Source organism: Streptomyces sp. SID486, from assembly GCF_009865385.1.
GTDB lineage: Bacteria > Actinomycetota > Actinomycetes > Streptomycetales > Streptomycetaceae > Streptomyces.
This window is the reverse complement of record NZ_WWJT01000303.1, coordinates 1-8,047: the sequence shown is the minus strand read 5'-3', so window position 1 is coordinate 8,047 and position 8,047 is coordinate 1. Positions and strand designations below refer to the sequence as shown.

General features: G+C 71.0%; 6 protein-coding genes and 1 pseudogene. 4 read left to right on the top strand and 3 right to left on the bottom strand.

Going from position 1 to position 8,047, the window contains the following annotated elements:
• The coding region (locus GT045_RS14355; RefSeq protein WP_161334401.1) for a S53 family peptidase at nt 1-1,539 on the bottom strand (1,539 nt) is incomplete at its 3' end.
• A gap of 512 nt (nt 1,540-2,051) precedes the next feature.
• Between GT045_RS14355 and GT045_RS14350 the strand changes: the two genes are divergently transcribed.
• Nucleotides 2,052-2,486 (top strand): hypothetical protein, encoded by a 435-nt coding sequence (locus tag GT045_RS14350; protein WP_161291713.1) that lies wholly within the window; start codon nt 2,052-2,054, stop codon nt 2,484-2,486.
• Between the two features lie 231 nt (nt 2,487-2,717).
• On the opposite strand, the gene GT045_RS14345 is transcribed toward GT045_RS14350, so the two are convergent.
• Nucleotides 2,718-4,913: an ATP-binding SpoIIE family protein phosphatase gene (locus tag GT045_RS14345; protein WP_161334399.1), complete on the bottom strand. Its 2,196-nt coding sequence runs from the start codon at nt 4,911-4,913 to the stop codon at nt 2,718-2,720.
• Between the two features lie 216 nt (nt 4,914-5,129).
• On the bottom strand, nt 5,130-5,615 hold the full coding sequence (locus GT045_RS14340; protein ID WP_161334398.1) for a universal stress protein: 486 nt from the start codon (nt 5,613-5,615) through the stop codon (nt 5,130-5,132).
• 476 nt (nt 5,616-6,091) lie between these two features.
• Here GT045_RS14340 and GT045_RS14335 point away from each other — a divergent pair, with 476 nt between their 5' ends.
• The 3 genes and pseudogenes from GT045_RS14335 to GT045_RS14325 form a co-directional block, all read left to right on the top strand.
• On the top strand, nt 6,092-6,766 hold the full coding sequence (locus tag GT045_RS14335) for a YoaK family protein (RefSeq protein ID WP_202528064.1): 675 nt from the start codon (nt 6,092-6,094) through the stop codon (nt 6,764-6,766).
• A 543-nt stretch (nt 6,767-7,309) separates the two neighbouring features.
• Nucleotides 7,310-7,654: a MerR family transcriptional regulator gene (locus GT045_RS14330; RefSeq protein WP_161288259.1), complete on the top strand. Its 345-nt coding sequence runs from the start codon at nt 7,310-7,312 to the stop codon at nt 7,652-7,654.
• Between the two features lie 166 nt (nt 7,655-7,820).
• Nucleotides 7,821-8,047, top strand: a pseudogene (locus GT045_RS14325) (RNA polymerase sigma factor SigF); the annotation flags it as partial.

The following is an 8,047-nucleotide window of genomic DNA, read 5'->3' as shown; positions in this document are numbered from 1 at the left end:
CTGGTAGGTGCCCGCGGTGGACGCCGTACCGGTGATCAGCCCCGAGGAGCTGTTGACGGAGAGGCCCGTCGGCAGCCCGGAGGCGCTGTAGGTCAGGGCCGCGCCCGCGCTGTCGGTGGCGTGGATCTGCAGGCTGACTTGGCTGCCGGTGGTGGTGTTCTGGCTGCCGGGGTTGGTGACGGTCACCGAGTTGCCGGTGGAGGTGCCCGCCGTGAAGGCGGCGGTGCCGTTCGGGGTGCCCCAGCCGGTGGGGCCGTCGTAGCCGGTACCCGCGGTGCAGAAGTACGACGGGGAGCAGCTGCCGTTGTTGCCGCTGGTGACGTCGTACAGGTTGCCCGTGTGCTGGTAGGGGTACTTCGCCGGATAGTCGCCGGAGCCGGGTGCGCCGGCGAGGGCGTAGACGCCGGCGACGATCGGGGCGGAGGCGCTGGTGCCGCCGTAGACGGCCCAGCCGGAGCCGCCGTAGGTGTCGTAGACGGCGACGCCGGTGGCCGGGTCGGCGACGGCGGACACGTCGGCCTCCATGCGCTTGGAGCAGCCGGTGTCGGTCTGCCAGCTCGGCTTCGGGTCGTACGCCGAACAGCCGGAGCCGGTGCCCTCGCTGCTGCTGGTCTTCCAGACGGACTCGCTCCAGCCGCGGGAGTTGGCGGAGGCGGTGAGCGCGGTGCCGCCGACGGCGGTCACGTACTGGGAGGTCGCCGGGTACTCGGCGCCGTAGTCCTCGTCACCGGAGGAGACGGTGATCGCGACGCCCGGGTGCTTGAAGTACTGGGTGTCCTCGGAGGTCTGGGAGGAGTCCTCGGAGCCGCCCCAGCTGTTGGAGACGACCTTGGCGCCGAGCGCGACGGCCTCGTTCTCGGCGGTGCCGAGGTCGGTGTCGGTCGCCGAGTTCGCCTCCACGAGGACGATGTTGCAGTTCGGGCAGACCGCGCTGACCATGTCGATGTCCAGGGCCTCTTCGCCGGCCCAGCCGCTGTCGTTCTTCGGCAGCGAGGTGGTGGAGCCCGTCTGACCGACCTGCTTGAAGCAGCCGTTGGCCTTGGTGCAGGCGGACAGGCCGAACTGGGAGCGGTAAGTGCCCAGGTCGGACTCGGCGTTGGGATCGTTGAAGGCGTCGACGACGGCGACGGTCAGACCGCTGCCGCCCGTGGTGGGCAGGTTGTAGGCGCTGTGCAGGTTGGCCGGGGAGAGGCCGGAGGGGGCCGCGGCGGCGAGTGCCGAGGCGAGCTGCTGCCTGATGTCGCTGCGGCGCTGGGCGAAACACGACGCGTGGCCCGGCGCCGCGGTGGCGCACAGCCGGGTCGTGGGGACCTGCTGGCCGGCCTTGCCCGTGGGGCGGAACGCCTGCCGCTCGGGGGCGGTCAGCGCCCTGGCGTTCTGCGCGGTCCTGGTCGTGTGGGGCGCGGGAGCGGCGGCGGGCTGGGCTCCTGCCGCAGGTGCCGCGGCGAGTCCGGCGATGGTGAGGGCGAGGGCGGGGAAGGCGACGGCGACGCCTCGTCGCAGGCTCCGTCTCCGCCCGCCGGGGCGGGATTCACGCATGGGGTACTGCCTCCGTCGGAAGTGGGGGTTCGCACTGGGTGGGGCAGGCCCGTGACGCGCACAGCGGCGGCAAATGCAGTCATGGACATGACATGCACGGTGGTGAAGGTGCATGCAGAACGTGAATGAAAGTAGCCCCGCCCCCTCCGGGCCGACAGTGGCCCAAGGCATCCTTTACCCCCTCATAGCTGCTTCCGGGAAAGCGGATAACCCGTCGGCCCGCGGCAGCCGTGGGGGTCCCGGGCGGGAAGCCGATCTCCACGCATTCGTCGCCGCTCGCCGCTCGCCGGTTCGCTCGGGAAGTCCGCCATGTCGTCCGCCGCGTCGACGACTGTGCGCCTCGATGGGTCCTGGCACCGCCCGCGCCACCCTCACCGCCCCCGTGCGCCCACCTGACGGATGATCACTGGCGCGGGTGGCGGTGCTGCCGTACGCAAAGCGGTTGGTCTGTTCGTGTGACAGGGGCTGGCGCCGTACGGAGCCGCTCCGCCCGGCCGCCTCATAGTGGCGGAATGAGTATCGATCAGCGGACCGACGAGCGGTTCGTCAGGCAGGCAGCCCCGCAGGCGGTGGTCCTGGCGCGGCAGCTTGTGGAGGGAGTCGGCAACCATCAGATGCGCAGGGCGACGCTGGTCCTTGCCTTCTTCCGCGACGGCTACTGGCTGCGCCGGTTCGTGGAGGAGCCGGAGCTGGGGGCCGTGGTGCCGCGCGACCGGCCGGCTTCGGTGAACTGGGCGGGTGTACGGGAGCTGCTGCGAACCCCCGAGCTGCTGGACGACGGTCGCCGGGAACCCGGCACGATGGGCCCTCATCTGGCGGTGCTGGAGCTCGCCGCGTCGCTTGCCGCGGGTCACCCCATCGACCTGTGCCGGGCGGCCACGCAGCTCTCCGGCGCCGAATGGAGGGACGCCCTGCTGAGGATGGAGTCGGCCGCGGACTTCGTGTGAGGGTCGTCCGGTGGTGCGCGCCCGCGGGAGTGATCTCGCCGGGCAGCTGCCGCGCGCCCCTGGACGGACGCTCAGCCGGGCCGGGCGCGAGAGGCTTCCCCGGCCGGGCGCGGCGCTCACCTGTGCGTGACCCGGTCGGACCCTCGGCGTCGTCCTGCCCGTGGCCGTGGCCGTGGCCGTGGCCGTGGCCGTAGCCGTGGCCTGCGTCGGCGAACGGCGAACGGGGCACCGTCAGGGGTGGTTGTCGATGTCGACCCAGATGGTCTTGCCGCGGCCGCTCGGGGTGTTGCCCCACTGGGTGGCGAGGGCGTCCACGATGAGGAGTCCGCGTCCGTGCTCAGCGTGCTGGTTGGTGTCCAGGGTGAGGGTGATGGGAGTGGGGATGGCCGGGGTGGGGTCCGTGTCGTGCACTTCGAGCCGGAGATGGTCGGGGTATTCGCGGAGGCGGACGTCGACGTCGCTGTCGGCGTGGATGAGGGCGTTGGTGACGATCTCGGACGTGAGGAGCCGGGTGTCGTCGATGAGGTCGTCCAGGCCCCAGGTGTGGAGGCTGTCGGCGATGAACTGGCGGGCCGAACTGACGGCGTTGAGGTCGTGGCGGTGGAAGTGGATGTGGTTGATACGGCGGTGCGGCCCGGCGTGCGGCCCTTCGTAATGGGCGACGAGGAGAGCGATGTCGTCGTGGTGCGTGTGGTGAGCGGTGGCGTGGTCGATGAGGTGGTCGGCCAGGTGGTCGACGGTGTCAAGCGGGGGCGTGAGGAGGGTGCGGGTGTAGGGCGAGGCGTCGAGGGGCCGGTTCTCGGTGAGGCCGTCGGTGTAGAGGAGCAGGAGGGTCTCGGGGGTGAGGGAGATGTCGGTGGTGGTGTAGGGGGTGTCCGGGGCAATGCCGAGAGGGAGGCCCGGGGGGAGGCCGGGGGTGGTGAGCGAGCCGTCGGACGCGCGGATGAGGGGCGGGGGATGGCCCGCGGTGGCGATCTCGGCGGTGCCGGTGGTGGTGTCGAGAGTGACCAGGCAGCAGGTGGCCATGAGGTCGGTGTCGAGCTCGGCGAGAAGGCGGTTGGCGCGGGTGAGGGTGACGCCGGGAGTGTGGCCTTCCGTGGCGTAGGCGCGGACGGCGCTTCGGAGTTGCCCCATGACGATGCTGCTGTCGACGCTGTGACCCTCGACGTCGCCGACGACGAGGGCGATGCGGCTGCCGGGCAGCGGAATCATGTCGTACCAGTCACCGCCGAGCCCCGCGGCTGACGCGGCCGGAAGATAGCGGGCGGTGGTGATCATGCCCGGTACTTCGACGAGCCGGCGGGGAAGCAGCTTCTTCTGGAGGTGCTCGGCGAGTTGGCGGGCGCTTTCGGTGAGCGTGGCACGTTCGAGCGCGGGGCCGAGCAGATCCATCATGAGCATCGCGACGGCCTGTTCCTCCGGGCTGAACACCCGGGTCCGGGGAAAGCCCAGGGTGCATACGCCCAGGGGCTGGTTGTGCGGGGTGATGGGGAGATGGACGGTGGCTTCGAGGTCGTCCTCGACCGCGTGGGGGTAGTCCTGGAGGAGGTTGTTGCGGCTTTCGAAGTACAGCGGGGTGTGGCTGTGCAGGGCGTGGGCGTCGGGGCGGTGGTCGGTGGCGGCGGCGCCGTGGAGCAGGCGCACGGCGGTGGTGGGGTACCCGCTGTGCCCCGCGATCCACAGCCGGCCCTCCTTGAGGGTGTGGACCAGGAACGCGGTGGCGCCGAAAGGCGCCATGACGCGGTGGCGCGTGACGGTCATGACGTCACTGACGCTGGTGGCTTCGTTGAGCTCGGCGGCCAGCTGGTGGAGCTGGTACATGAAGCTGACCTCGGCGGAGCCGGGGTGGCCCGGCAGACCCCAGCCGCTGTCGGTGCCCGGGCGCCGGGTGGCCGCGCGCCCGTAGAGGGGGAGCACGGCGGGTAGGGCGCCGGCGTGCATGTCGACCCCGTGACGGGCCAGGGTGCCGAGCGTGCGGGCGAGTGCGCCGGTCCTGTTGTGGAGCCAGGAGACGTCTCCGGCGGGCAGGGGGTGGGCACGGGGTGGCACCCAGACCACGGTGAGCACGCCCACGCGGTCGTCCTCGGTGTCGATGGGCAGGGAGACCACGGAGTAGGGGAAGGGGACACGGCTGGCGAGTCTCATGCCGGGGGACGAGGCGGCCGCGGTGGGGAAGCCCGCGGTGGCCAGGGTGCCGGTGCGGTAGGCGGCGGCCGTGGCGAAGGGCTCGTCGATGTCGATGTGCTCGGGCATGGTGTAGATCGCCGGCTGCGCTCCGCCGATGACCACGGCACGCAGGGTGTGGTCGTCGGCGAGCAGGTAGGCCATGGCCGTGTTGGCGCCGAGGTGTCCGATGACGTCCTGCAGGGTGTCGGCGAGTACGCGGTCGCGGTCCAGGGTGCTGTATGTGTTCGTCCGGTCGTTCATGACCGTGCCCCCACGGCGTGAACCTGCGTGAGACAGGGGTGAGGCTGGATCGTGAGACATGGGTGAGGCTGGGTGTCAGATGCTGTGTTCATGTTCTCTCCGGCGTGCGGCGGTCGCATCCGTCCTGTCCGGCGCGGTCGTGTCCGGCGCGGTCCGGTCCGGTGCGGTCCGGTCCGGTGCGGCATCGGCCGAGAGGGTGAAAGCGGCCGTGCGGTGTCAGGCGGCGGGCTCGGGGTGGCCGGTGGTGGCTGCCCAGCGGGAGGGGATGACGAGGAGGGGCGCCGCGGCGTTGCGGAGGCAGTACCGGTCGGGGGAGGGATGCAGACACGTCAGTCGCTGCCGGTGACGGGGGCCGATGACCAGCAGATCGTGCGGTCCGCGGGCCAGCTGGGCCAGAACGGGTCCGAGGAGACCCTTCTCCACCCTGCGCTCCAGCGACAGGCCCTCGGGGAGCCGGGCGCGGGCGCAGGTGATGTCCAGCATGGTCCGCGCCGATGCCTTCTGGCATGCGTCCAGTTCGGGGCAGGGCAGGGTGCGTTCGGCGATGTCACCGCCGTAGGGGCTCCACGCCGTGACGGCGACGAGGACGGCGTGGCGCCGTCGGGCTTCTTCGGCCGCGTACCGCAGCGTGACGACGTTGTCCTTGTGGCCGTCGACGCCCGCGATGACGCGTCCGTGGTGGTCTTCTCGTGTGTTCCGCATCGTGTTCTCGCTCTCGCTGTGTGGGGGCTGCTGGTGCCGTCGTGGTTCGACGCTAGGGGCGCCGTGCGGTGCGGTGTGTCGGCCGTTCGGGGGAGCGGGCGGGTGAAGGTTCCGTCGTCCGCTCGGCGTGAATCGGGCCCGCCCGCGGTGCGGGCGCTGACCTTGCTCCGGGGTCGTGTGGCGGTGCGCCGGCGGGGGAGGTCGGGGGTGCTCGGCCGCCGCGGCCACGAGCGCCGTCACGCACGTTCTCTGTGATCGGGCCGGCGACGGCGGCGCGGCGGTACCGGTCCCGGAGGTGAGGGGGTGTGGCCGAGGCCGCCGGGTGGTACAGCGTTGCGGGGCGGTCAGTCGGGAAGGGGTGCAACGGCATGTCGGATGCCACGCCGCGGTCCGGGGGCGCTCCTGATCCCGGACCCGGGCCCGGGCCGGTGGACGCGTCAGCGCGGGCACCGGATGTGCCGGCGACGGACCGGTCGGTGCGTCTGGGTGTACTGCTGGCCCTGGTGGGCGGCGGTCTGGACGCCTATACGTTCATCAGCCGCGACGGAGTGTTCGCCAGCGCGCAGAGCGGCAACGTGGTCCTGCTCGGGGTGGCGGCCGCGCAGCAGCACTGGTGGCAGGCGCTGGGGCACGTTCCTCCGGTGGTCGCCTTCCTGGGCGGGGTCCTGGTCGCGGAGACGCTCAACCGACCGAGGGTGGCGGCGGTACTGCGCCGGCCGGCGTGTGTGGCCATGGTGCTGGAGCTCGTGGTGCTGGCGGTGGTCGGTCTGATTCCCGCCGACGCGCCGGACGCGCTCGTCACCGTTCTGGTCGCCTTCATGGCCTCGGTACAGATGTCGACGTTCCGCACCCTTGTCGATGCCGTCTACAACAGCACGATGACCACTGGGAACCTCCGGTCGGCCATGCAGAACGCCTATCAGGCGGTGGTCGCCGGGGACCGGGCGGCAAGGCGCCGGGCCGGGCAGTTCGGGTGCGTGGTCCTCGCGTTCCTCGCGGGGGCGTTCAGCAGCGGCTGGCTGACGCTCGCCTGGGGGGTGCGGGCGGTCTGGGCCGCGTGCCTGGTGCTGGCGGTGGGCGTGGGTCTCTTCGTGCACGACGAGCGCATCGCGAGAAGGGCCCGGGAGGCCGGCAAGGCCGGTGCGTCGTAGGGGCAGCCGAACGTGGAAGGGGCCGATCGCTGAGGGCCGATCGTAGAGGGGGCGATCGTGAAGGGGGCCGAACGGGAAGGTGTCCGGCGCAATAGAAGTACGTGCATCGACTTCTGAGAAAATCTACCCTGACGGGAGTAGACATTGGCTCGCGGCAGGGTTAGTGTTCTGTCGTACGCAAGAGTCGAAGTGGGCTCGGCAGACACGAACTGCCGTGCGAGCAGGATGAGAAGGACACAGCCCCGAGGGGCTGTGAGCAGTACCGGCTGTACCCAGCACCACAACCGAGTAATCGAAGGTAAAGGAGCCGAACGCCATCAGGATCGCCCGGGCGCGGGAGCTGTCCGCCCGGGTACCGCAGGCCCCGGATTGGAAGGTGGTCCCCGGTCACGCATTCGCGATCCCCGCAGTCCCGCCCTCCCAGGCGGCACCGCGGAATAAGAAGGCCGGCATAGCCAGCCGGCAGATGGTGTTGAAAGCTCGGGGCCCGGGTGCCGGAAACGGTACCCGGGCCCCCCGACGCGTCCGCGAAAGAAGAGGTCTATGCCCGCTGCCGGTCCCCGTCCCGTCGACAACCTCGACGACGACGACTACCCCGCCTACACCATGGGCCGGGCTGCCGAGATGCTCGGCACCACCCCGGCCTTTCTCCGCGCGCTCGGTGAACACCGCCTGATCACACCCTTGCGCTCGGAAGGCGGTCACCGCCGATACTCCCGCTACCAGCTGCGCGTCGCGGCCCGCGCCCGCGAACTCGTCGACGGGGGCACGCCCATCGAGGCCGCCTGCCGCATCGTCATCCTGGAGGACCAGCTCGAAGAAGCCCAGCGCATCAACGAGCAGCTCCGGGCCCGAGGGGACCAGCCACAACCGAGGACTTCCGCCTGATCAGGAAGACTTCCGCCTGATCAGGCGGACGTGGGCCGTGCGGCGGACGGTCGGACATCGGTGCGAGATGAGGCGGACATGGATGCAGGATGAGGGGGTAGACGATGCGTCGTCGGCCGTTTCGGCAGGCAGCGACGGTTGGCTCGACTTTTGGGAGGGGAACAGAATGGCGCTCATGAGCACCCAGATGGTGGACACGCGGACGGCCCGGTTGCCGGAGGTCCCCGACCCTTCCCGGGTGGCGCCGAAGGACGCCCGCGAGCTGTCGCGCCTGTTCTTCGACCAGCTCGCGGTGCTGGAAGAGGGCACACCGGAGTACAGCTACGCCCGTAACACGCTGATCGAGATGAACATGTCCCTGGTCCGCTTCGCGGCCGGCCGGTTCCGCAGCCG